Annotated in this window: 22 protein-coding genes and 1 pseudogene; 9 read left to right on the top strand and 14 right to left on the bottom strand. The window is 73.5% G+C overall.

All coding sequences use genetic code 11. The features are described 5' to 3' along the window. Window positions 1-145: 145 nt before the first annotated feature. Both FEF34_RS30475 and FEF34_RS30470 read right to left on the bottom strand, forming a co-directional pair. A pseudogene (locus tag FEF34_RS30475) lies at window positions 146-390 on the bottom strand (IMP dehydrogenase); the annotation flags it as partial. A 43-nt stretch (window positions 391-433) separates the two neighbouring features. Next, a complete protein-coding gene (locus FEF34_RS30470; RefSeq protein WP_407698364.1) occupies window positions 434-1105 on the bottom strand; it encodes a VIT1/CCC1 transporter family protein in 672 nt (223 codons plus the stop codon). A 214-nt stretch (window positions 1106-1319) separates the two neighbouring features. On the opposite strand from FEF34_RS30470, the gene FEF34_RS30465 reads away from it, so the two are divergent. From FEF34_RS30465 to FEF34_RS30440, 6 genes are all read left to right on the top strand, one after another. Beyond that, window positions 1320-1946, top strand: a complete 627-nt coding sequence (locus FEF34_RS30465) for a TetR/AcrR family transcriptional regulator (protein WP_138056029.1) — start codon at window positions 1320-1322, stop codon at window positions 1944-1946. Between the two features lie 200 nt (window positions 1947-2146). Then, window positions 2147-3124 carry a DEDDh family exonuclease gene (locus FEF34_RS30460; RefSeq protein WP_138056028.1) on the top strand — a complete coding sequence of 326 codons (978 nt, stop codon included), beginning with the start codon at window positions 2147-2149 and terminating at the stop codon, window positions 3122-3124. A gap of 156 nt (window positions 3125-3280) precedes the next feature. Further along, window positions 3281-3514, top strand: coding sequence for a hypothetical protein (locus FEF34_RS30455; RefSeq protein WP_017948874.1), 234 nt, complete (start codon window positions 3281-3283; stop codon window positions 3512-3514). A 111-nt stretch (window positions 3515-3625) separates the two neighbouring features. Beyond that, window positions 3626-4429, top strand: coding sequence for an SURF1 family cytochrome oxidase biogenesis protein (locus tag FEF34_RS30450; RefSeq protein ID WP_138056027.1), 804 nt, complete (start codon window positions 3626-3628; stop codon window positions 4427-4429). Window positions 4430-4753: 324 nt separating this feature from the next. Next, window positions 4754-6550, top strand: coding sequence for a glycoside hydrolase family 15 protein (locus FEF34_RS30445; RefSeq protein WP_138056026.1), 1797 nt, complete (start codon window positions 4754-4756; stop codon window positions 6548-6550). Between the two features lie 4 nt (window positions 6551-6554). Next, window positions 6555-7310 carry an SDR family oxidoreductase gene (locus FEF34_RS30440; RefSeq protein WP_138056025.1) on the top strand — a complete coding sequence of 252 codons (756 nt, stop codon included), beginning with the start codon at window positions 6555-6557 and terminating at the stop codon, window positions 7308-7310. Window positions 7311-7626: 316 nt separating this feature from the next. Here FEF34_RS30440 and FEF34_RS30435 read toward each other — a convergent pair whose 3' ends face one another. The 6 genes from FEF34_RS30435 to FEF34_RS30410 form a co-directional block, all read right to left on the bottom strand. After that, a complete protein-coding gene (locus tag FEF34_RS30435) occupies window positions 7627-7818 on the bottom strand; it encodes a DUF6381 family protein (RefSeq protein ID WP_171053153.1) in 192 nt (63 codons plus the stop codon). Window positions 7819-8035: 217 nt separating this feature from the next. Further along, complete coding sequence (gene amaP / locus FEF34_RS30430; RefSeq protein WP_138057818.1) at window positions 8036-8614, bottom strand: alkaline shock response membrane anchor protein AmaP; 579 nt, start codon at window positions 8612-8614, stop codon at window positions 8036-8038. A gap of 5 nt (window positions 8615-8619) precedes the next feature. Then, entirely contained in the window at window positions 8620-9294 is a 675-nt protein-coding gene (locus tag FEF34_RS30425; protein WP_138056023.1) for a DUF6286 domain-containing protein, read from the bottom strand. Then, window positions 9291-9713, bottom strand: a complete 423-nt coding sequence (locus FEF34_RS30420; RefSeq protein ID WP_138056022.1) for an Asp23/Gls24 family envelope stress response protein — start codon at window positions 9711-9713, stop codon at window positions 9291-9293. Before FEF34_RS30420 ends, FEF34_RS30425 begins: the two co-directional genes overlap by 4 nt. A gap of 6 nt (window positions 9714-9719) precedes the next feature. Next, window positions 9720-9911 carry a hypothetical protein gene (locus FEF34_RS30415; protein ID WP_138056021.1) on the bottom strand — a complete coding sequence of 64 codons (192 nt, stop codon included), beginning with the start codon at window positions 9909-9911 and terminating at the stop codon, window positions 9720-9722. Window positions 9912-9935: 24 nt separating this feature from the next. Beyond that, entirely contained in the window at window positions 9936-10388 is a 453-nt protein-coding gene (locus FEF34_RS30410) for an Asp23/Gls24 family envelope stress response protein (RefSeq protein ID WP_171053152.1), read from the bottom strand. Window positions 10389-10450: 62 nt separating this feature from the next. Between FEF34_RS30410 and FEF34_RS30405 the strand changes: the two genes are divergently transcribed. Beyond that, a complete protein-coding gene (locus tag FEF34_RS30405) occupies window positions 10451-11347 on the top strand; it encodes a hypothetical protein (RefSeq protein WP_407698317.1) in 897 nt (298 codons plus the stop codon). Window positions 11348-11651: 304 nt separating this feature from the next. On the opposite strand, the gene FEF34_RS30400 is transcribed toward FEF34_RS30405, so the two are convergent. The 6 genes from FEF34_RS30400 to FEF34_RS30375 all read right to left on the bottom strand — a co-directional run bounded on the left by FEF34_RS30400 (window position 11652) and on the right by FEF34_RS30375 (window position 19183). Next, window positions 11652-12443 (bottom strand): enoyl-CoA hydratase/isomerase family protein, encoded by a 792-nt coding sequence (locus FEF34_RS30400; protein ID WP_138056019.1) that lies wholly within the window; start codon window positions 12441-12443, stop codon window positions 11652-11654. A gap of 139 nt (window positions 12444-12582) precedes the next feature. Beyond that, complete coding sequence (locus FEF34_RS30395; protein WP_017948860.1) at window positions 12583-12804, bottom strand: helix-turn-helix domain-containing protein; 222 nt, start codon at window positions 12802-12804, stop codon at window positions 12583-12585. Window positions 12805-13468: 664 nt separating this feature from the next. Next, the gene (locus FEF34_RS30390; protein ID WP_138056018.1) at window positions 13469-15067 is read right to left on the bottom strand and encodes an ABC-F family ATP-binding cassette domain-containing protein; all 1599 of its coding nucleotides are present in this window, start codon (window positions 15065-15067) and stop codon (window positions 13469-13471) included. Window positions 15068-15337: 270 nt separating this feature from the next. After that, a complete protein-coding gene (locus tag FEF34_RS30385; protein WP_138056017.1) occupies window positions 15338-16714 on the bottom strand; it encodes a hypothetical protein in 1377 nt (458 codons plus the stop codon). Between the two features lie 565 nt (window positions 16715-17279). Next, on the bottom strand, window positions 17280-18407 hold the full coding sequence (locus FEF34_RS30380) for an alpha/beta hydrolase (RefSeq protein WP_138056016.1): 1128 nt from the start codon (window positions 18405-18407) through the stop codon (window positions 17280-17282). Between the two features lie 59 nt (window positions 18408-18466). Beyond that, on the bottom strand, window positions 18467-19183 hold the full coding sequence (locus FEF34_RS30375) for a class II aldolase/adducin family protein (RefSeq protein ID WP_138056015.1): 717 nt from the start codon (window positions 19181-19183) through the stop codon (window positions 18467-18469). Window positions 19184-19593: 410 nt separating this feature from the next. On the opposite strand from FEF34_RS30375, the gene FEF34_RS30370 reads away from it, so the two are divergent. Continuing rightward, complete coding sequence (locus FEF34_RS30370) at window positions 19594-20850, top strand: inorganic phosphate transporter (RefSeq protein WP_138056014.1); 1257 nt, start codon at window positions 19594-19596, stop codon at window positions 20848-20850. Between the two features lie 12 nt (window positions 20851-20862). Next, window positions 20863-21084 carry a hypothetical protein gene (locus FEF34_RS30365; protein WP_138056013.1) on the top strand — a complete coding sequence of 74 codons (222 nt, stop codon included), beginning with the start codon at window positions 20863-20865 and terminating at the stop codon, window positions 21082-21084. Window positions 21085-21183: the final 99 nt, after the last annotated feature.

Genomic DNA, 21183 nt, shown 5'->3' with positions numbered 1-21183 from the left:
CGGACGAACCCGGCCGGGAGGTCCGGCGCGGCCCCCCGGCGGCTCAGGGCTTGACGAGGACCTTCAGGGCCGTGCGCCCGTCCATGGCTCGGTAGCCCTCGGGGACGCCGTCCAGACCGACCGTCAGGTCGGGGACCGGAGACGGGCCGACCGTGCCGTCACCGACGACGTCGACGGTGCTGCCCTTGGTGACGCCCGCGCCGAGCGCGGCGTGGTGGCCCTGCCGAGGACGTCGGAGAGGGCGAGGAGCGCGGCCGGCAGCCGTTCGTCGGAGAGCGCGGCGGCGGGGAGCCCGACCAGGGTCGCGTCGGCGAACGGGACGCGCACGGCCCCGCCCTGGCCGCCGTCGCTGCCGGGCGAGCACCGGAAGCCGCCCCGCGGGCAGGGCGTGGCGACTTCCGCCGAGTGTGCGGGGAGGTGCGGCGCGGCGGCGTCAGATCCCCGCGGCCCCCAGCAGCGAGCCCGCCGCGTACGTGACCCCCATCGCCAGCGCGCCCCCGCACACGTTGCGCACCATCGCCCGCCCGGCCGGAGCCGCGCCGAGGCGGGCGCTCCACCACCCGGTGAAGGCGAGGGCGAGCAGCACCGACACGACCGTCACCGGCAGCCGGGCGGTGGTCGACGGCAGGACGATGGCCAGCAGCGGCAGCAGGGCACCCACCGTGAAGGCCAGGAAGCTGGCGCCGGCCGCGTGCCAGGGGTTGGCGAGTTCGTCGGGGTTGATGCCGAGCTCGACCCCGGCGTGGGCGCGGAGCGCGTCGCGTGCGGTGAGCTGCTCCGCCGCCGCGCGGGCGACCTCGCGGGAGAGGCCGCGGGCCGCCAGCAGAGCGGTCAGTTCGTCGAGTTCGGCCGCGGGCTGTTCGCTGAGCTCCCGCTTCTCCAGGGCCAGGGCCGCCTTCTCCGAGTCGCGCTGGGTCGAGACCGAGACGTACTCGCCCGCGGCCATCGACATGGATCCGGCGAGCAGTCCGGCGAGTCCGGCGGTCAGCAGCGCCGCGCGGTCGCTCGTCGCACCGGCCACGCCGACCACGAGGCCCGCGGTCGACACGATGCCGTCGTTGGCGCCGAGGACCGCGGCGCGGAGCCAGTTGAGGCGGGTGCCCATGGAGGTGTCGTGGGGCTCGTGGTGGGGTGTCGGTTGCGTCACGCCAGGGAGGGTCTCACTCCCGGCGGCGCGGGGACGGACGCCACACGCGCGCCGGAGGCGGTGCCGGTGCGAGGTATACCGCCGGGCACCCGCCTGTAACGCAGTTACACCGTCGGCCGATGGAGAACAAGGATCCGTTTCCTCAACGGGGTTGACCGCAGATGGGGGTTACATGTCACGTACCGTACTGACCCGCGAGCAGGTGCTGGAGGCAGCGGACGACCTCGTGAAACAGCACGGCCCCGACGCGCTCACCATGCGGGGGCTCGCCGCCCGGCTCGGTACGGCCGTGACCTCCATCTACTGGCACATCGGCAATCGCGAGTCGCTGCTCGACGCGCTCATGGATCGGGCGGTGGAGGAGATGGGGGCGATACAGCCGACCGGACGCACCCCGGCCACCCGGATCGCCTCGGTCGCCCGCCGGCTGCGCGGCGAACTGCACGCCCGACCCCATCTGATCGCCATGGTCCATGAACGCGGCCTGACCGAGCGGGTGTTCCTGCCCGCACAGCGCGCGCTCGTCCGCGAGGTGCACACCGCCGGACTGCGGGGAGCGCGAGCCGCCGAGGCGGTCCGCGCGGTGCAGTTCCAGGTGGTCGGCTTCGTCCTGGTCGAGTGCGCGCGCGGGCCGGCGCCGGCGGGGGAACCCGGACGGGAGCTGCCGCGGAAGTCCGTGAGCGCGCGCAAGGACCCGGCCCTGGCCCGTGCGCTGGCGCGCCCCGCCGACCCGGAGCGGCTGTTCGCCGCGTCCCTGCGGGCGCTGGTCAAGTCCCTGCTGGCCCAGGGGAACACCTGAGGCCCGAGCGGGCCGCATACCGCCCCGACAGGGAATTCCGAACATATCCGGCGGGATCCGCACCGGTCTCGTGGTGAATTCCACCGCTCCCGTGCGGGCCTGACGGCCGCCCAGGCGTGCGTCCCGCCGGCCGTGTCCGGGCCCGGGCGTACACGGGCCGGAGCCTTTCGTGTCAGTGGCGGCCCGTAAGCTCTGTGACCATGCTCGACAACGGTACGACAGCAGCAGCGTGGCCGGCCGCGTATCCACGGGGGTACGCGGTCGTCGACGTGGAGACCACCGGCCTCGCCCGCGACGACCGGATAGTGTCGGCTGCCGTCTACCGCCTGGACGCCCAGGGAAACGTCGAGGACCACTGGTACTCCCTGGTCAACCCCGAGCGGGATCCCGGTCCGGTGTGGATCCACGGACTGACGAGCGACATGCTGGAGGGCGCGCCGCTCTTCGGTGACATCGCCCAGGAGTTCGCGCACCGGCTGGACGGCCGGGTGCTCGTCGCGCACAACGCCGTCTTCGACTGGTCCATGATCGCCAGGGAGTACGCGCGGGCGGAGCACGTCGCACCCGTGCGCCAGCGGCTGTGCACCATCGCGTTGTCCAAGGAGCTGTCGCTGCCCCTGCCCAACCACAAGCTGGAGTCGCTCGCGGCACACTTCGGTGTCGTCCAGCGCCACGCGCACAACGCCCTGGACGACGCCCGGGTGCTGGCGGAGGCATTCCGGCCGAGTCTGCACACGGCGGCCGAGCGGGGCGTGCGGCTGCCCCTGCTGGAGTGCCGTGCGCTCACGGAGTGGTCCACGACGCCCTCCGCGCCGCGGATCGGCCGGCAGGCGTCGAGGTCCTCCTACCGGCCGAACGGCTGGCGACCGTCACGCAAGCGGCCGCCGTGCCCGTACCCGAACCCGGGGCGCTACGAGGCGGACAAACCGCTCAGACAGGGCATGCGAGTGGCCTTCTCGGGCGACACCTCGGTCGAGCGGGAACTGCTGGAGGACCGTGCCGTCGAGGCCGGCCTCCATGTCGCGACGAGCGTCTCCCGGCTGACGAGCCTCCTGGTGACGAATGACCCGGAGGCCCCCACGTCGAAGACGGTCCGGGCGAGGTCGTACGGGACGCCGATCATCGACGAGGCCGCGTTCACCCAGCTCCTCAGGGACGTCGCGCCGGCCGAGGCGTGACGCCCCGCCGACGGCCTTCGGCCCGTCGGGCCTCCCGGGCGTACGGGTCACGGACGGAGGCCGGGCGGCCCGGCGCGTGCGCCGGTCGGGTGCAGCCGCCCCGACCCGCCCGGAGGAATCTTGCTCCGGTCCGCCGCCCTCCGGAGCATGCGGCGCATGGCACGTTGCGAGGTCTGCGGAAACGACTACGGCATGTCCTTCGAGGTGCACGCGCAGGGCGCGGTGCACGTCTTCGACTGCTTCTCCTGCGCCATCCACCGGATGGCCCCCATCTGCGAGCACTGCAGGGTCCAGATCATCGGCCAGGGCGTCGAGGTCCAGGGCCACTGGTACTGCGGCGGGCACTGCGCCCGCGCCGAGGGGAGGACGGGCATCGTCGACAAGGTGTGACCCCGCGGCCTCCCGGCACCCGCCCCGCCCCTCCTCCCTGCCGGCACGTTCCCGGGCCACGCCCGTGACCCTGCCGCCGGACACCCCACGACCGAGTTGTACGGTCGTGGGGTGTACCGCTTCCTGTTGTCCCGGCAGTGGGTGATCCTCACCCTCGTCAGCCTCGTCCTCATTCCCGTGATGGTCGAGCTGGGCTACTGGCAGCTGCACCGGCACGAGCGCCGCGTCGCGCAGAACGCGCTGATCGCGGACAACCTCGCCGCACGGCCGGTACCCGTCACGGAGCTGACCTCCCCGGGGCACACCGTCCCGCGCGCGGACTACTGGCGGCACGCCACGGCCACGGGCACGTACGACACCGCCCACGAGGTCGTCGTGCGCCGCCGCACCGACAACGACGAGCGGGTCGGGGTGCACGTCCTCACCCCGCTGGTCCTCGCCGACGGCCGTGCCGTCCTGGTCAACCGGGGCTGGGTGCCCGCGGCGGCCGACCAGACCGCGTACCCGGCCGTGCCACCGGCGCCGAAGGGCCGGGTCACCGTCACGGGCCGGCTCATGGCGGACGAGACCACCGACGCGAGCGGGATCAAGGACCTCAGCGGGCTGCCGCCGCGTCAGATCATGCTGATCGACAGCGAGCAGCAGGCCATGAGCCTGGGCCGGCCGGTGCTCGGCGGCTACCTGCAGCAGACCGCCCCCGAGCCGGTCGGCGGCACCCCCGAACTGATCGCGGAGCCCGACCACGACTCCATCGGCGCGCACATGGCGTACGCGGTCCAGTGGTGGCTGTTCGCGGCCGGTGTCCCGGTGGGCTGGGTGGTCCTGGTACGCCGCGAGAAGCGCGACCGGACCGCGGCGGCCGCCGAACCGGCTGCCGCGGAAACTCCCGCGACGGCGGGCGCGACGGCGAGCTGAGCCGCAGGCCCGGCCCCGGCGACGCGGCCAGGCTCGCCGGAGCGTCCCGGCGGAGCCCGACGGACGGGACCGTCCCGGCGGAGCCCGACGGACGGGACCGTCCCGGCGGAGCCCGACGGGCGGGACCGGCACGGGCCAGGATCCCGCCCCGGGGAAGGCCCGTCCAACGGGCCCCGCGGCCCGCGGCCCCGAAGGCGGCTGAGCCGTGGCCCACCGTCCCCGAACCCCCGAGGGCCGCCCGGGCGCTCTCCGCCCGCGAAGCCCGTCTCCCGCGAGGTCGGCGCAACCGCTTAGGCCGCCGTCAGCGAGGGAAAACGGCATGTCGTGACCCAACGCATCGAGGACTACGCCCTGATCGGCGATCTGCAGACCGCGGGTCTGGTGGGCAGGGACGGCTCGGTCGACTGGCTGTGCCTGCCGCGCTTCGACTCCGGAGCCTGCTTCGCGGCACTGCTCGGCGACGACGACAACGGCCACTGGCGGCTCGCGCCCAAGGGCGCCGGGAGCTGCACCCGCCGCCGCTACGTCCCGGGCACGCTCGTCCTCGAGTCGTTCTGGGAGACGCGGACCGGCACGGTCAAGGTCACCGACTTCATGCCGCAGCGCGACAAGGCCCCCGACGTCGTACGGATCGTGGAGGGCGTCAGCGGCAGCGTCGAGATGAACGCGACCCTGCGGCTGCGCTTCGACTACGGCTCGGTCGTCCCGTGGATGCGGCGGGCGGACGACCACCGGATCGCGGTCGCCGGCCCCGACTCCGTGTGGCTGCGGCTCGAGAACCCTGACTCCGTGCCGGTGAAGACCTGGGGCCAGCAGTTCAGCACCGTCTCGTCGTTCACCGTCGGCGCCGGCCAGAGCGTGGCGTTCGTCCTCACCTGGCACCCCTCGCACGAGCCGGCTCCCCGACTCGTCGACCCCTTCCACGCGCTGGGTGCGAGCGTGGACGACTGGCAGGAGTGGTCGGCGCGGTGCGGCTACGAGGGACCGTACCGGGACGCCGTGGTCCGCTCGCTGATCACCCTGAAGGCGCTGACGTACGCTCCGACGGGCGGGATCGTCGCCGCTCCCACGACCTCCCTTCCCGAGGATCCCGGCGGCGTACGGAACTGGGACTACCGCTACTGCTGGCTGCGCGACTCCACACTGACACTCCGCGCGCTCCTCTCCACCGGCTACGTCGACGAGGCCGCGGCATGGCGGGACTGGCTGGTGCGCGCGGTGGCGGGTGACCCCTCGGGGCTCCAGATCATGTACGGGGTGGCCGGGGAACGCAGGCTGCCGGAGACCGAACTGCCCTGGCTGCGCGGCTACGAGGGCTCCGGGCCGGTACGGATCGGCAACGGCGCCGTCGACCAACTCCAGCTCGACGTCTACGGCGAGGTCATGGACGCGCTGTGGCTCGGCCGCGAGGCCGGTCTGGAGTCCCCGCCGCACGCCTGGAACCTCCAGCTGAGTCTGCTGGGCTTCCTGGAGTCGACGTGGCGGGAGCCCGACGAGGGCTTGTGGGAAGTGCGCGGGCCGCGGCGCCACTTCGTGTTCTCCAAGGTGATGGCGTGGGTGGCGGCCGACCGCGCCGTACGGACGCTGGAGGACGCCCCCGGGCTCCCCGGCGATGTGACCCGGTGGCGGGCGATGCGGGACGCGGTGCACCGGGAGGTGTGCGACAGGGGGTTCGACGCGGAGCGGAACACCTTCACCCAGTACTACGGTTCCGAGGAGCTGGACGCCTCGGCACTGCTCATTCCCCGGGTGGGCTTCCTCCCGCCCGACGACCCGAGGGTCGTGGGCACGGTCGACGCGGTGCGGGCCGGGCTGGGCCGGAACGGGCTGATCAACCGCTACAGCACGAAGGGGCCGTCCGTCGACGGGCTGCCCGGCCGTGAAGGAACGTTCCTCGTCTGCTCGTTCTGGATGGTCGACGCCCTCCGTGCGACCGGGCGGGTGGAGGAGGCCAAGGACCTCTTCGAGCGGTTGCTTGAACTGCGCAGCGACGTCGGCCTGCTGGCGGAGGAGTACGACCCGGTGGCGCGGCGGCAGCTCGGGAACTTCCCGCAGGCGTTCAGCCATGTGGGACTGGTGGGCTCCGCCCTGGCTCTCGCCGCACGCGGCGCGGCAGGATAGGGCCATGGATCTTGGACTGAAGGACCGCGTCTACGTCGTGACCGGGGCGACCCGCGGGCTGGGCAACGCCGCCGCCCGGGCACTGGCCGCCGAGGGCGCGAAGCTGATCATCACCGGACGGGACGCGAAGGCCGCCGCGGACGCGGCGGCCGGGATCGGCCGCGACGCCGTCGGCGTCGCGGCCGACAACGCCGACCCCGATACCGCCGAGCGGCTGATCGGCGCCGCCCGGGCGCACTTCGGCCGCTTCGACGGCGTACTGATCAGCGTCGGAGGCCCCCCGCCGGGCTTCGTCGCGGACAACACGGACGAGCAGTGGCAGACGGCGTTCGAGTCGGTGTTCCTGGGCGCGGTCAGGCTGGCCCGGGGCGCGGCGGCGGCGCTGGGTGAGGGCGGGGTCGTCGGCTTCGTGCTGTCCGGCTCGGTCCACGAGCCGATTCCCGGCCTGACCATCTCGAACGGCCTGCGTCCCGGTCTGGCCGGTTTCGCCAAATCGCTCTCGGACGAGCTGGGCCCGCGCGGGATCCGCGTCGTGGGACTGCTGCCTGCCCGTATCGACACCGACCGGGTGCGCGAGCTCGACGCGCTGTCGGGGGACGTGGACGCGGCCCGTGCGGCCAACGAGTCCCGCATTCCGCTGCGGCGCTACGGCACGCCGGAGGAGTTCGGACGCACGGCGGCGTTCATGCTGTCGCCCGCGGCGTCGTACCTCACGGGCGTGATGCTGCCGGTGGACGGCGGGGCGAGGTCCGGTTTCTGACGGGGTGTGCGTGAGGCCGCCTGCCCCGTGCGCACACCGGCGGGTGCCTGTGCGGTCACCCGGCCGGGCAGGGGCGGCCCGGACACCCACCCGGCCGTCACGTGCCGCCCGGGCAGACGCGACCGGAGCCCCGCACTGCCCGAGCGCGTCCCGGCCGAACGCACCAGGGCGTGGGCCCGTACGCACCACGCCCGGGCCCACGCCGGCCGAACACGAGCCGGCGTACGCACCACGCCCGGGCCACGTCGGCCGAGCCGGCCGTACGCACCGGCCGATGACCCGGACGGTCACCGGCCGGTGTGTACGGTACGGAGGGTCACTCCATGGGGTAGATGTCCCCGGAACCCATCGTGCTCTCCTGCTCACTCTGTTCCTGGAGCCTGCGCGCCTTCTCCTTGAGCCGCCGGCTCTCCTCGGGATCGCTCACGCGATCCGCGGCCTGCTTCAGCTCCTCGGCCTTCTGCCGCATCTGCCGGACCCGGCCGCCGACTTCGTCTGACATGCTCATGGCCTCCTCGGACGTCGCTTTCAGCGGACCCCTCTCAGCGAACCAGTGCGCCTGCCCGCTCGCATCCCGAACGCCGCACGAACCCGGAACTCATCGGGGGACGTATCCGGAATACCAGTGAAAAGGGATCACTCCGGCGGGGCGCCCGGGAACGGCGGCGACCTGCCGAGCGCGTCCCGCCCGCGGCGGCGCTCCGCCCCCGACCCGTCGGCCCGGGTCATGTCACACGCTTCGCCCGGTGCCTCTGGGCCCGCAGCCGGACCTCCGCGGGCAGCGACGCCAGCCCCGCCGAGTCGCGCGCGTGCGCCAGGGCCTCGGCCGACAGGCGGTGCAGCGTCTCGCCCGGCGACGCGAAGGGTTCGAGGAGAAGGCGCACACGGGCCGCCGGGGCGGTGCGGCGGCCGTGCAGTACGACCTGGGTACGGGATACGCCGTCCAGGCCCTCGGCCTCCCGCTCGAGCACGGCCTCCATGGCGCGCCCCCGCAACAGCGCCCCCTCCCCGTCCCCGCTGTCCACCAGCACCTCGGCCAGCCGCGAGCGGCGGAACTGCGCCAGCAGCCACCAGAGCGCGAGGAGGACGGCGACCGCCAGCGCCGCGATCACCACGGGCCACCACCAGCCGTGGTCCTCCCACCGCTGCCGCCGGCTCTCGCTCAGCAGTACGGTCCCGGCTCCCCGCCACGGCCACCAGGACGGGACCGGCAGCCCCAGCCCCGCTGCCAGAACCGCTCCCCCCAGCAGGACGAGCACCAGACCGGCCAGCCCGATCAGTACGCGGTTGACGCCCCGGAGCATTCCGCTCACCCCTTCTTCGCCGGGCGGCGCACCTGCACGGACAGGGCCGGCCGCCGCACCAGCCCGAGCTCGCGGATGCCGTCGCCCAGCACCGTGTCCAGGTCGGACCGGACCTCGTCGAGTTCACGGAAGTGGGACACCGCCCGTACCCCGACCCGGGACCGCCTCACCCGCACCCGCACGGACTGCACTCCCGAGACCTCCATCGCCCGGTCGCGCAGCACCAGTTCCGCGGCATCCCGGTCGAGTCCCGCCCGTACGTCCCCCTCGCCCGCCCGGCGGCGCATGGGCAGCAGATTCCGCAGCCCCGGTGTCACGGCGAGCGCCACCAGCCACGCTCCGACCACGACGGCCGCCCCCGCGCCCGCCAGCACCCAGGTGTCGTCCACCGGTCTGCTCGCCAGTTCGTCGGCGAGCGACCGCCGCCAGCGCATCCCGGGCCGCTCGGCCCGCACGGAGACGACGTCGAACAGCAGCAGCCCCGCCCCGGCCGTCACGACCAGCGCGAGCAGCGCGGCGGGAATCCGCCGCCGCGACCAGAAGCGGCGGTGGCCACCGTCGTCCTCCTCGGCCGCGGGCAGCGGCCGGTACGCGGCGGAGGAGGCAGACTGGTCCAGGTCCCGTACGGAACCTCCGGCCGGTTCGCTCCCCCGCACGGATCCCTTCACCGGTTCGCTCATCGGAGCCTCCCCTGGGCAGCCCGGCGCGTGTGGACGGAGTGCAGCCGCTCGACCTGTACGGCGACCTCCGGCACCGCCATTCCCGCCAACGCCTCTACCCGCTCCGCGACATGGCGACGCACGTCACGGCACTGGCCTCCGATGTCGCACGGGTAGTCGAGTTCGAGGCTGATCCGCACCCGGGCGTGGTCGTGGTGAACGGCGACCGTCGCGTGGGGTGCGGATCCGCCTTCCGGCACATGGGTGAGTGCCTCACGGGCCGCCTGGGCGGCGATCTTCGCGACCACCCGGTCGGCGATCGTGATCGCCCCCCGTTCGGCGGGGCGGATCCCCTCTCCTCCGGCGCGCGGGGGCACCGGTGCGGGCGGACCCGCCGACGGTGCCGACGGGACCGGGGACGCGGGTGTCTCGGCGGCCACGCCGGGTCACCCCCGCCGGTCGCCGTGCTCGCGGCCCCTGAAGACGTCGCCCGGTTCGAGATCGCCGTCGAGGATGCGCCCGACGACGAACCCGACCACCCCCAGAGCCGCCACCAGCAGGAACGCCGCGAACCCACCGAAGTACCCGGCGAATCCGAGTGCCATTCCGGCCAGCAGACCGGCCACCGCCATGCTCATTACGGGCTCCTCTCGTGAGCTCCGCTACTGGATCCGCGGTTCCGTCTCTTCGTCTTCCTCGTCCGGAAGTTTCACATCGCCGACGGCGATGTTGACCTCGACGACTTCCAGGCCGGTCATCCGCTCGACCGCGGCGACGACGTTCTCGCGCACGGCGCGGGCCACATCGGCGATCGCGACGCCGTAGTCGACGACGATCTCGAGGTCGAGGGCGGTCTGCTTCTCGCCGACCTCGGCCTTCACCCCTCGGGTGACGGGCGGTTTGCCTCCGGGCACCCGGTCGCGCACCGCGCCGAAGGTGCGGGAGAGGCCGCTGCCCATCGTGTGGACACCGACCACGTCACGGGCCGCGAGCGCGGCGATCTTCTCGACGACTCCGTCGGCGATGGTGGTACGGCCCCGGGTGGCCGGATCGCCGCCGCCCCGCCGTACCGTGCCGGCCGGTTCCTTGGTCACACTGACATCCGTGTCGGTCATCGCCATGCGTACCTTTCCGGGCGGTGGTGAACTCCCGACTACGCTGACCACACTAAGTCCGCTTGCCCGCTCCCGCGCCGGTGGATGCGGCAGGCTGGAGCAATGACGAGGCGGTACGGATGACGACGGCCGAGGGCTGGACCGGGGCGGTACGGGCCCGGCTGGGGCTGGGCAGACTGCTTCCGCTCGGTACCGCGGAGGACGGCGCCTGGCTGGCGGAACGGGCGGCGGAGCCGGTGCTGCGGCGGGCTGCCGGGGAGGTGCCCGGTGTGGTGCCGGGCACCATCCGGACCGGACTCGCCGACCCCGGCTCGGCCGGGACGCCGGCCGTCCCGCCGCCCCCGGCCGCACTGCCTCCCGGGCCCCTGCGGATCGAGGCGGAGTTCGCGGCCGCTGGAGCGGTACCCCTGCCGGAGCTGGCCGAGTTGCTGCACACCGCCCTGTTCACAGCCGCCCGGGAACGCCTCGGCCTGGCGGTCGCGGTCGTCGACCTCCGGGTGACGGCCCTGCTGGACGGGCCGCCGGAGACGCCCGAAGCGCCGATGCCGGGGCCGGCCGGCGCCTCCGTGGCCTCGCGGCCGGCCGCCTCCGGACCGCGGGAACCGGAAGGGGCGGACGCGGCACGCCCCACGGATTCCCCGCGGGAGCCGGAGCACCCGGCCGCCGCTGAGGCGAAGGACGCGGCCGGTGACGGGAAGCCGCGGGGCGAGGCGGGTTCCGGGGAGCCTCGGGGTGTCATCACCGCCGCCGCTGCCGCCGTTCCGGGCGTCGCCCGGCTCACCCGCACACTCGGGGCGGCCGTACGGGCCGACGAGTCGTCCGTACGGGTCGAATGCGCGACGGCGCCGGGCCATCCTCCCGTGGAGGTGGCCCGCGCCGTCCGTGCCGCGGTCACCTCGGTCCTGCCGTCGCCCCTTCCCGTCACGGTCCTCGTCACGGAGGTCGGCCCCGGCGGGTGAGCGCCGTCCGCGGGCGCACGCCCGCTCTCCGGCAGACGGAACCCGCCGGCGCACGGCGGAGGCCCTGCGAGCGGCCGCACGCCGCGGCCCGCCCCGCATCCGGCCGTGACCCGCCCTGACCCGGTCCGAAGGCGCCCGTACCGACCCGGCACTGACCCGGCCCGAAGGGCCGGTCCGCCCGACGCGTGCGAACGGGGCGGCCCGCGCCGTACGAGTCGCACACCGACCGGCTCTGCGCCGCGGCACAGGCGGGACCGGCCACACGAGCAGGGCCGGTCCCGGACGCGGGACCGGCCCGCGTCGTTCAGTCCGCGAGGCCCGCCAGATCACGCAGGCGGCGTGCCTGCGCGGCGCGCTCGGCGGTGCGCTGGTCCTCGTACGTGCGGGACTGGGCCCCACGGAGCAGCGCCTTGGTCTCGATCACCGCGTCACGCGGCGCGGCAAGCAGTGCGGCAGCCAAGTCACTCGCCGAAGCGTCGAGTTCCTCGGCGGCCACGGCGAGGTTGGCGAGTCCGATCCGCTCCGCCTCGTCGGCGTGGACGAAGCGGCCCGTGGCACAGATCTCCAGCGCACGGGCGTACCCAACCAGCGAGACGAGAGGGTGCGTTCCCGTGAGATCGGGGACCAGACCCAGGCTGGTCTCGCGCATGGCGAACTGCACGTCCTGCGAGACGACCCGCAGGTCGCAGGCGAGGGCGAGCTGGAATCCGGCACCGATCGCATGCCCCTGGACAGCGGCGATGGACACGATGTCGTTACGGCGCCACCAGGTGAAGGCCTCCTGGTACTCGGCGATGACGGCGTCGAGCTCGGCGTCCGAGCCGCGCGCCAGATCGATGAACGACGGCTCGCCGTCGAATCCCTCCGGCGTGAAGGCCTGTCGGTCCAGCCCCGCGGAGAAGGACTTCCCCTCGCCGCGCAGCACGACCACCCGCACGGTACCCGGCAGCGACCGCCCGGCCTCGGCCAACGCCCGCCAGAGAGCGGGGGACTGGGCATTGCGCTTGGCCGGGTTGGTGAGGGTCACCGTGGCCACCGCGTCTTCGACGGTGAGCCGTACGCCGTCCTTGTCGAGAACAGAGTCCAGCGAAGTCATGAGGCGCCTCCGGTTCCGGTGCGGTCAGTGCAGCGAACATCAAGTGACTGCACAGTAACCACCCGGCCGACCGCGGGATCGGCCGGGTGGCCGACACCGGAGACCGGTACGCCTCAGACGACGCTCGGGAACTCGGGCGTCAGGTCGAAGCCGCCTTCTTGCCTCGCGTCGCCCCGCCGCGTCCACGCAGCGTGACTCCGGACTCGCTGAGCATCCGGTGGACGAATCCATACGAGCGGCCGGTCTCCTCGGCCAACGCCCGGATGCTCGCACCGGAGTCGTACTTCTTCTTCAGGTCTGCCGCGAGCTTGTCGCGCGCGGCGCCGGTCACCCGGCTGCCCTTCTTCAGAGTCTCGGCCACCCGTGCCTCCTCATGGGAAGTGCGCTCTGGACTCTCATGATCACCCCTACCGGGCTTCATGGCCACCCATTCGACAAGGTCCGTACGACGAGCTTTGACCGCGGGACGCACCGGAGCCCCGCCGGAATGCAATATTCCGGCGGCCGTCTCCGGGCCGTCCCAACGTCCCGGAGGCTGAAATTCCAGGTCAGGGGCACCCTCGTCGGCACCGTTGGGCCACACGGGTGGCGGGCCGCTTCGGCCCGCCGCCACGCCGCGGTACGAGACGCACTCACTCAGATGAAGGATCACGCGTGAGCCGAATGATCTATACGGAGTGGATCAGTCCGGTTGGATCTTCCCAGACGGGATCACCGGCCGGAGCCCGTCAGGCCCCGGACCCGTCCGGCACGGCACCGTCGGGCCGGCACGGGGGTGATCCCGCGGCGGCCCGGGACGTGGCCGCGGACCGGAACCGACCGTGCCTCCCGGGCCCGGCCGCTCGAACCCGGCTCCACGGACCGGAACCCGCGGGCCGCCTCCACGGACCGGCTCCACGGACCGGAACCGCGGGCCGGAACCGACCGGACCTCGCCGGACGGCGGACCGGAGTTCCAGGGCCCCGGAACCGGACGTACGGCCTCGTGTCCGGCGGTCGGCCACCGGACACGGGTCCGGGCCGGACTCAGGCCAGGGCGACGAGATCCGCGTAGTCCGCGCCCCACAGGTCCTCGACCCCGTCCGGCAGCAGGATGATCCGCTCCGGCTGCAGGGCCTCGACGGCACCCTCGTCGTGGGTCACCAGGACGACGGCGCCCTTGTACGTGCGCAGGGCCCCCAGGATCTCCTCGCGGCTGGCCGGGTCGAGGTTGTTCGTCGGCTCGTCGAGCAGCAGGACGTTCGCCGAGGAGACCACCAGCGTGGCCAGGGCCAGCCGCGTCTTCTCCCCGCCGGAGAGCACCCCGGCCGGCTTGTCGACGTCGTCGCCGGAGAACAGGAAGGATCCCAGTACCTTGCGGACCTCCACCAGGTCCAGATCGGGGGCGGCCGAGCGCATGTTCTCCAGGACCGTGCGGTCCGGGTCGAGCGTCTCGTGCTCCTGGGCGTAGTAGCCCAGTTTCAGCCCGTGGCCTTCCTGGACCTCGCCGGTGTCGGGCTTCTCCACGCCGCCGAGCAGCCGCAGCAGGGTGGTCTTGCCGGCGCCGTTGAGGCCGAGGACCACCACACGGGACCCCTTGTCGATGGCCAGGTCGACATCGGTGAAGATCTCGAGCGAGCCGTAGGACTTGGACAGCCCCTCGGCCGTCAGCGGGGTCTTCCCGCAGGGCGCCGGCTCGGGGAAGCGCAGCTTCGCGACCTTGTCGGAGAGGCGCACGTCCTCCAGGCCGGCCAGCAGCCGCTCGGCGCGGCGGGCCATGTTCTGCGCGGCGACGGTCTTGGTGGCCTTGGCGCGCATCTTGTCGGCCTGGGCGTTGAGCGCGGCGGCCTTCTTCTCCGCGTTCTGGCGCTCCCGCTTGCGCCGCTTCTCGTCGGCCTCGCGCTGCTGCTGGTAGAGCTTCCAGCCCATGTTGTAGATGTCGATCGCGGAGCGGTTGGCGTCCAGGTAGAAGACCTTGTTGACGACGGTCTCCACGAGGTCGACGTCGTGGGAGATGACCACGAAGCCGCCGCGGTAGGTCTTCAGGTACTCGCGCAGCCACACGACCGAGTCGGCGTCGAGGTGGTTCGTCGGCTCGTCGAGCAGGAGCGTGTCGGCGTCCGAGAACAGGATCCGGGCGAGCTCGACGCGGCGGCGCTGGCCGCCGGAGAGCGTGTGCAGCGGCTGGCCGAGGACCCGGTCGGGCAGGTTGAGCGCGGCGGCGATGGTGGCGGCCTCGGACTCGGCGGCGTACCCGCCCTTGGTCAGGAACTCGGTCTCCTGGCGCTCGTACTGCTTGAGCGCCTTCTCGCGGGTGGTGCCCTTGCCCGTGGCGATGCGGTGCTCGTTCTCACGCATCTTCCGGATCAGGACGTCGAGACCGCGGGCGGAGAGGATGCGGTCCCGGGCGAACACATCCAGGTCACCGGTACGCGGGTCCTGGGGCAGATAGCCGACCTGGCCCGAGCGGGCGATCTGGCCGGCGGCGGGGATGCCCTCGCCGGCGAGGCACTTGGTGAGGGTCGTCTTGCCCGCTCCGTTGCGGCCGACCAGGCCGATGCGGTCGCCCTTGGCGATGCGGAAGGTGGCGGACTCGATGAGGACGCGGGCGCCGGCGCGCAGCTCGACGCCGGAAGCGGTGATCACGGGAAGACTCCAGGACGGATGGACGGCGGAAGGACGACGGGGCGCGCGAAGGCTTCTACGCCGTCTGATCCATGAGGAGAATTGCCATGCGGGCCAGTCTACCGGGACCGGGCAACCGGATTTCTGTGGCGCCCGCCACGGCACCGGGGCACCGGGGGCGGGGCAGCGGGCGGGGGTCCGACCAGGCGGAGCGGAACCGGGCAGGGCGGGCGGGACCCCGTTGCCCCGGACGGCCGGGGCGGGTGGAACGGCCTCGTTGCAGGGGCGCGGTCAGGCGCCCCCGGTGTGCACCTGGAAGGCGGCCCGCCGCACGGCCTTCGCCAGGGCCGGGTCCGGGTGCGCGGCCGCGAGGGCGACCAGGACCTGCACGGTGCGCGGATGGCCGACGGCCCGGATCTCGTCGAGCAGGGCAGGGACGGTGCCCTGCACCGCCGAGTCCAGATGGCGTACCAGCAGGGCGCTCTCGCCGTGGTCCGCGACAGCGGCGGCGGTGTCCACCCAGAGCCAGGTCGCCTCCTCGCGCGTGAGCACCTCGGCCGCGTGCTCCGGGTCGCCTCCCTCGTGCTCGGCGAGCCACAGCAGGGCGTACGGGCGCAGTGAGGGTTCCCCGGCCGCGGCTCGGACGTCGGCCTCGGCGGCCGCACCGACGACCCGGAGGGCTTCGAACGCCAGTCCGCGCAACAGGGCGTCCTCGCCACGGGCGGCGGCGACGAGTTCGGTGACCGCGCTGGAGACGGTGCGAGCGGCGAGCCAGGCCCGGTACTCGGCGCGGGCGGGTCCGGGGCTGAGCCGCGCGCAGCCCCGGAGCATCTCCTCGGCGGACTGCTCGATGTGGCCCGCGGGGCTCTGCGCGGCGACGCAGATCTGCTCGAGCTTGACCCACACGGCCCAGTTGCCGAGCGGGGTGAGGGTGGCGTGGCCGTCGCCGAGGGTCAGTGCGCCGACGGCCGCGAGGCCCTCCAGGGCCCAGTCGAGCAGTGCGGGGAGCACGGCCTCCGGCGGTTCGGCGAGGGCCGCGGCCGCCACGTCGGCGGGGGCGGGCTCGGGCCCGTAGGGCACCTCGCAGCGCTCCTCGCGCAGTTCCGCAACCCGCTGCTGGAGCAGGTCGAGCAGGACCGGCAGAAGCACGGGCCCGGCGGAGAGCTGGAGGAGGGAGAGCACCTGGGGGACGGCCTCCACCACCTCGGCGACGGCGGCGGGTGCCACATCGGCGGGGGCGGGGTGTACGAGGGACCAGGCGTCGAACAGGGCGACCCAGCCGCGCAGGACGACGGTGTCGTCGCGGTCCCAGGCGTTCAGCCGCCAGCCGGGGCGTGCCGTGCCGCCGTGCAGTTCCACGAGCCCGGCGAGCCGGGCGCGGTCCCAGCCCGCGTGGACCTGTCCCGGTGTCAGCCGCAGGTCCGCGGCGGCCCGTTCCCGCTCGGCGGCGCTGCCCTCGGCGTGGTGGGCTGCCGCCCAGCGGGCGATGCGCACCGCGTCGGCGAGGACCCCGCGTGCCTGGCCGGCCAGCTCCGCGGTCGGCGGCGTTCCCTCGGGTGGGCGCGGAGCGGGTCGCGTGCGCCTGTTCGTCACGGCGCGGCGAGCCGTGGCGGTGGGCCGCGGGCGGACAAGACGGAGCCTGGAGTCGCGCAGGTTACGGGACGTCACGGGGAGCAGTCTCCCCGCTGTCGGCCCGAAAGCCCAATCGGAAGGGGGGAACACGTGCCGAGGGGTCGTCAGAGGTCCTGCCGAGCGGCGTTCGCGGGGCCCCGCCGGGCCCCGGCCGGGCCGCGGGCCCTGGCTCCGTGACCGGGAAGGGCCGGCAGCACACCGCTCCGGTCGCGGCACCGGGCGCCTTGTCGGAAGTCCCTCAGAGCGGGACCGTCCGGCGCGCACTCCCCCGTGGCCGTTCGGGCACCGAAGGTGCCCCCACGCCGGCGTTGCCGGTCGTCGGCGCGGCCCGCCGCGCCCTCCTCACCCCGCCCCGCGGTTCGCACGCCCGTGATCGCCACCGCCCCGCGGTTCGCACCCCCGTGATCGCCACCGCCCCCACCCGGCCTCCGTGGGCAGCGCCATGAGGACGTGTCGCGCAAGTCCCTCCTGGCCCGCGACGCCCGGCACGCTCGCTGCGTTGCCGGAGTCATCCTCGCAGTGGGCCTACTCGGTTGATTCGGCAACGCCGCGAGTCGCCGTGCCGGGCGCCGCGACGGGGCGAACGTTGCCTGATGCGGCACTAGATCAGTGGGGTCAGAAAGCGCCGGAGGGCCTCCTCGTAGCGGGCCGGGTCGGCGTTCCACATGGCCGCGTGCGGGGCGTGCGGCACGGTCTGCAGACTGACCAGATCGGGCCGCCGGGCCGCCAGTTCCCGGGACGGGCCCCAGGGGGCGATGGTGTCGTCCGGGCCGTGGAAGACCAGCGTGGGTACGCGCAGTGCGTCCGGGTCGGCGGCCGCCCTCAGCCGGTCGCCGTGGAGTCCCGTGCGCCCCTGGGCCGCGCGTACCGCGAGCGGCAGCAGGGCGGTCGGCATGCGGCGGGCCGCGGCGAGGGACCGCAGAGTGGTCTCCCAGTCCAGGACCGGGGAGTCCAGGACGAGTCCGGCGATCCGCTCGCGGAGCGCGGAGTTGGCGGCGGCGTGCAGAGCCATGGACGCGCCGGTGGACCAGCCGTGCAGGATGACGCGCTCGGCGCCGCCGCGGACCGCGAAGCGCACGGCCGCGTCGAGGTCGCGCCATTCGGAGTCGCCGAGGTGCCCGAGGCCGTCGGGGGACGCGGGCGCGCCGGGGTCGCCGCGGTAGGCGGGCGCCAGTACCGGGAGGCGCTGCTCGGTGAAGAACGGCATGAGGTTCATCGTGAGTTCACGCGTGGTGCCGAGGCCGTGCACCGCGATGACCCAGGTCGAGCGCGGTCCGGGGACGAACCAGCCGGGCAGGGGCCCGAGTTCGCCGGGGATGTCCACGTCCTCGTGGTCGATGCCGAGCGCGCTGTCCGGGTCGCCGACGTGCAGCTGAGGGGTGAGCCGCACCTTGGTGCCGGGGTCGAGGCTGCCGCGCTCGACCCGCTCCAACCTGCGGACCACGGTGTCCGCCGCGTGCGGCACCTGGGCCAGGACGGGGCCCGCGAGGGCGTGCACGTCGTGCCCGCAGAGCCCGTACGTGCCGGGGCGCAGGGAGACGAGGCTGCGGGTGAGGGTGACCCGGCCCGGCCCGGTGGCGTGCACGGTGAGCCGTCCTTCACCGGGCAGGGGTCGTCCTGCGGGGGCCCTGAGCGCGGCGTCGCTGGCGTAGCGGCCGGCGGCGAACGCGGCCGCGCCGAGACCGATGAGGGTGGTGACGGCCGCTGCCGTCGCTGTTGCCGGGCGCACCGTTCCAGTGTGGTGAGGTCCGTGCCGGGGTGCCAGTGGACCGGGCGGCGGGAGTGACGTCAGCGGGACGGCTGCCCGTAGCCGCGGAGCTTCTCGGCGACCTCCCGGAGCTGCGCTTCGGAGAGCAGGTTGGGGGTGCGTCCGGGGACGGAGCCGGCGGTGAGCCAGAGGCGGCACATCCACTCCAGCTGGGCGGTGCGGTCGAAGGCCTGGTCGAGCGAGGATCCGTAGGTGACCGCTCCGTGGTTGCGGAGCAGGCAGCCGGTGCGGTCCTCCAGGGCGCGGAGCATGTGCGCCGCCAGCTCTCCGGTGCCGTACAGGGCGTAGGGGGCGACACGGACGGGGCCGCCGAGGGCCGCAGTCATGTAGTGGATCAGCGGCAGCTCGTCGACGAGGGTGGAGACGGCGGTGGCGTGCACGGCGTGTGTGTGGACGACGGCCACCGCGTCGGTGGTGCGGTGGATCGCGAGGTGCATCGGGAGTTCGCTGGTCGGTGTGAGCTCCCCGAGAACCTGCCGGCCGTCGAGGCGGACACCGACGGCGTCCGCCGCGGTGAGCCGGTCGTAGTGCACCCCGCTGGGGGTGACCAGCACGATGTCGCCGGCGCGTCCGGGGACGCGTACGGAGACGTTCCCCGAGGTTCCGACGACCAGGCCGTCCGTGACGGTTCTGCGTGCGGTGGCCACGAGGTCCGACCAGGCCCGGGATATCGCTTCCCGCTCCTCGCCCTCCGGCTGTTCGTCCGAATGTTCGTCGGGCTGCCCCTGTTCCGTCATGCGGCCGATCGTGTCAGCCCGGACCGGTGGGGGCGACGGCGGGACGGTGCCGGGCCGCCGTCGCCGCGCTCCGGCGGCCGGGCGCGGAGGACGGACGGGACGACGGACTCGGCGACGGAAAGTCCGGAGTGACCAGAATCTCTTTCGATGTTCACCCAGATGACGGGATCCGATCACACAACAGCCATCCTGCGACCACCTGAGGGAGGTAAAGGCCCGAGATTTGGCCGATTCCGATCGATGCGTCCCGGCCCCGAGGGATCCCGGCGTACCGCCGCAGGCGTAAGCGGAGGAGCCTCACCCCAGTTGGAGACACTCCAAAGCCCGCCCCAGTTCACCTTCCGTTCACTCGGCAACCCTACGTTCACCCGAGCCACTGACATCCGAACGATTGCCTGGGTACCCGGTAAATGGAGCACATCACCCTGCTGCTCGCGATTGTGGTCGTGACAGCACTCGTGTTCGATTTCACGAACGGCTTCCACGACACCGCCAACGCCATGGCGACGACCATCTCGACGGGTGCGATGAGACCGAAGGCAGCAGTGGCGATGTCCGCCGTGCTGAACCTGGTCGGCGCGTTCCTCTCCGTCGAGGTCGCCAAGACGATCTCGGGCGGCATCATCAACGAAGAGGGCATCCGCACAGAAGTGATCTTCGCCGCGCTCGTCGGCGCGATCCTCTGGAACCTGCTGACCTGGCTGCTGGGCCTCCCGTCCAGTTCCTCGCACGCCCTCTTCGGCGGCCTCATCGGCGCTGCCGTGATGTCCGCCGGCTTCTCGGCCGTCAACGGCGGCACGATCGTCACCAAGGTCCTGATCCCCGCCGTCGCGGCTCCGCTCGTCGCCGGCCTCGCGGCCCTGGTCGCCACCAGGCTGACGTACCGGATCGGTGGCACGACCGAGAACAAGGCCACCTCCAAGGGCTACCGCGCCGGCCAGATCGCCTCCGCCGGCCTGGTGTCCCTCGCCCACGGCACCAACGACGCGCAGAAGACCATGGGCGTCATCACCCTGGCCCTGGTCACCGGAGGCGTCCTCGCGCCCGGCTCGAACCCCCCGATGTGGGTCATCGTCTCCGCCGGCGTCGCGATCGCGCTCGGTACCTACCTCGGCGGCTGGCGCATCATCCGCACGATGGGCAAGGGCCTGACCGACCTCCAGCCGCAGCAGGGCTTCGCCGCCCAGACCAGCGCGGCGACGGTCATCCTGGCCTCCTCGAACCTCGGCTTCTCGCTCTCCACCACCCAGTCCTGCTCGGGTGCCGTGATGGGTGCGGGTCTCGGCCGCAAGGGCGGTGTGGTCCGCTGGTCCACCGCGACCCGGATGTTCGTCGCCTGGGGTCTGACCCTGCCCGCCGCCGGCCTGGTCGCCGCGGCCGCGGAGTTCCTGACCAAGCAGGGCACCTGGGGCATCGCCGCCGTGGCCGTGCTGCTCGTCGCGGGCTCCGGGGCCATCTGGGTGATCTCGCGCCGCAAGCCGGTCGACCACACCAACGTCACGGACGACGAGATCGAGCCGGCGGGCGTCATCACCGCCGCCATCGCGGCCGTCACCCCGCCCCCGGCCGGTGTCGTCGGGACCTCGGTGACCGAGCCCGAGGCGCCGAAGGCCACCGTTCCGGCCCAGGCATCCGAGTCCACTCCGGCGCCCGCCGCCACGGTGTAAGGAAAGAACAGCATGAAGATCGACTGGGCAGCTCTGGGCTCCGTCTTCGGCGTGAGTCTCGTCGTGACCGTCGCCCTGGTGGGCCTGTTCACCCTGGGTGTCGCGGGTCTCTCCAAGCAGGAGGCCGCGGCGGCGCAGGGAGGCTCCGCCGGCCTCGCCCGCACGGGTGCGTACGCCTGCTTCGCGCTCTGCGTGGCGGCGGTGGCCTTCGGGATCTATCTGATCGTGGTCTGACGGCCGTACGGCACCTCCTCGCACAGGGGCCGGGCGCACCTCCGGGTGGGTCCGGCCCCTGTCGTGTGTGTGCCCGCACCCGCCCCGTGTGGGCCTCGG

The organism is Streptomyces marianii, assembly GCF_005795905.1.
GTDB classification, from domain to species: domain Bacteria; phylum Actinomycetota; class Actinomycetes; order Streptomycetales; family Streptomycetaceae; genus Streptomyces; species Streptomyces marianii.
The sequence above is the reverse complement of the archived record's forward strand: the minus strand, read 5'-3'. Positions and strand labels throughout refer to the sequence as shown.

What these genes read in the sequence shown, in the direction of transcription:
- FEF34_RS30455 (WP_017948874.1), top strand. Translation starts at nt 3,281, where the DNA reads ATGGCACGTTGCGAGGTCTGCGGAAACGACTACGGCATGTCCTTCGAG.
- FEF34_RS30415 (WP_138056021.1), bottom strand. Translation starts at nt 9,911, where the DNA reads ATGAGCATGGCGGTGGCCGGTCTGCTGGCCGGAATGGCACTCGGATTC.
- FEF34_RS30470 (WP_407698364.1), bottom strand. Translation starts at nt 1,105, where the DNA reads ATGGGCACCCGCCTCAACTGGCTCCGCGCCGCGGTCCTCGGCGCCAAC.
- FEF34_RS30365 (WP_138056013.1), top strand. Translation starts at nt 20,863, where the DNA reads ATGAAGATCGACTGGGCAGCTCTGGGCTCCGTCTTCGGCGTGAGTCTC.
- amaP (WP_138057818.1), bottom strand. Translation starts at nt 8,614, where the DNA reads ATGCTCCGGGGCGTCAACCGCGTACTGATCGGGCTGGCCGGTCTGGTG.
- FEF34_RS30400 (WP_138056019.1), bottom strand. Translation starts at nt 12,443, where the DNA reads ATGACTTCGCTGGACTCTGTTCTCGACAAGGACGGCGTACGGCTCACC.
- FEF34_RS30410 (WP_171053152.1), bottom strand. Translation starts at nt 10,388, where the DNA reads ATGACCGACACGGATGTCAGTGTGACCAAGGAACCGGCCGGCACGGTA.
- FEF34_RS30460 (WP_138056028.1), top strand. Translation starts at nt 2,147, where the DNA reads ATGCTCGACAACGGTACGACAGCAGCAGCGTGGCCGGCCGCGTATCCA.
- FEF34_RS30370 (WP_138056014.1), top strand. Translation starts at nt 19,594, where the DNA reads ATGGAGCACATCACCCTGCTGCTCGCGATTGTGGTCGTGACAGCACTC.
- FEF34_RS30440 (WP_138056025.1), top strand. Translation starts at nt 6,555, where the DNA reads ATGGATCTTGGACTGAAGGACCGCGTCTACGTCGTGACCGGGGCGACC.
- FEF34_RS30465 (WP_138056029.1), top strand. Translation starts at nt 1,320, where the DNA reads ATGTCACGTACCGTACTGACCCGCGAGCAGGTGCTGGAGGCAGCGGAC.
- FEF34_RS30435 (WP_171053153.1), bottom strand. Translation starts at nt 7,818, where the DNA reads ATGAGCATGTCAGACGAAGTCGGCGGCCGGGTCCGGCAGATGCGGCAG.
- FEF34_RS30425 (WP_138056023.1), bottom strand. Translation starts at nt 9,294, where the DNA reads ATGAGCGAACCGGTGAAGGGATCCGTGCGGGGGAGCGAACCGGCCGGA.
- FEF34_RS30375 (WP_138056015.1), bottom strand. Translation starts at nt 19,183, where the DNA reads ATGACGGAACAGGGGCAGCCCGACGAACATTCGGACGAACAGCCGGAG.